General features: G+C 38.9%; 1 protein-coding gene. It reads right to left on the reverse strand.

Annotated elements, in window-relative coordinates; genetic code table 11:
- Window positions 1–162: 162 nt before the first annotated feature.
- Window positions 163–693, reverse strand: a complete 531-nt coding sequence (locus tag ACFINU_RS10120) for an antA/AntB antirepressor family protein (protein ID WP_375619034.1) — start codon at window positions 691–693, stop codon at window positions 163–165.
- Window positions 694–848 lie beyond the last annotated feature (155 nt).

Genomic DNA, 848 nt, shown 5'->3' on the forward strand with positions numbered 1-848 from the left:
TCACTCATCTTGATTTCCTCCTATTTGAGCGCAATTCACCCGTGGCGTGAATCACGCTGGTGTTTAAAAGTTGGTTGGTTGTTACAATCCTGTTTCTAGAGACTGTGTGATATTAACCACCTCCCCGTCTGAAAAGACGAGGAAATGAAATCATATTTTAAACTAAGCAGCTTTTACGACAGATCTTGCTAGAACCTGTTTTGCTTCTTTAATGAGAGCTTTATATTTTCTGTTCTCTTCATCTACTCTGAAGGCATCAAGAAGACGCACATGGATAGGACCTAAAAGATATAAAACTTTTTCACCAGCGTTCATTCCCTCCCAATAGCTTGGCAAATCAAAGCGTGTATCATTATCATAATCAACAGATTGGTTTCTTAGTTTTTTCTCACATTCAATAAAGTAACGACGTGCTTGACGTCCTTTCTCATTGCGTTCAACCATGGAAAGCTCTTTTGCCATGTCTAGAGTGAGGTGGTACTCTGTCATGTTTACATTTTGACGCTCCCCCGTTTTGGGGAACGTTAGAATATAGTCTTTTGTGTGAACAAATTTATATGTTTTTATGCGGTTTTTAATCCATGTCGTAAAGTCGCGACCTACTTCTAAAAATGTATGCAATTCGCGTGCATTAACGGTTTGAACAGTTTCCTGATCAATGATTTGTTCTGTAATTTTAATAAGAGTGTTCATAATGAACTCCTATCGATTAGAGGTTTTTCATTGACATCCAATAAAGGATGCCGGGTGCTGAAAAACACGGTCGATAGTCCGTCGTTACGCTTTCCCCATAAAGGGTATTGTATAGCGTAACTACACCCGACAAAGCCATTATATGCGTGTAACAT

It is taken from the genome of Bartonella sp. AC130YNZD, from assembly GCF_042196865.1.
GTDB lineage: Bacteria > Pseudomonadota > Alphaproteobacteria > Rhizobiales > Rhizobiaceae > Bartonella.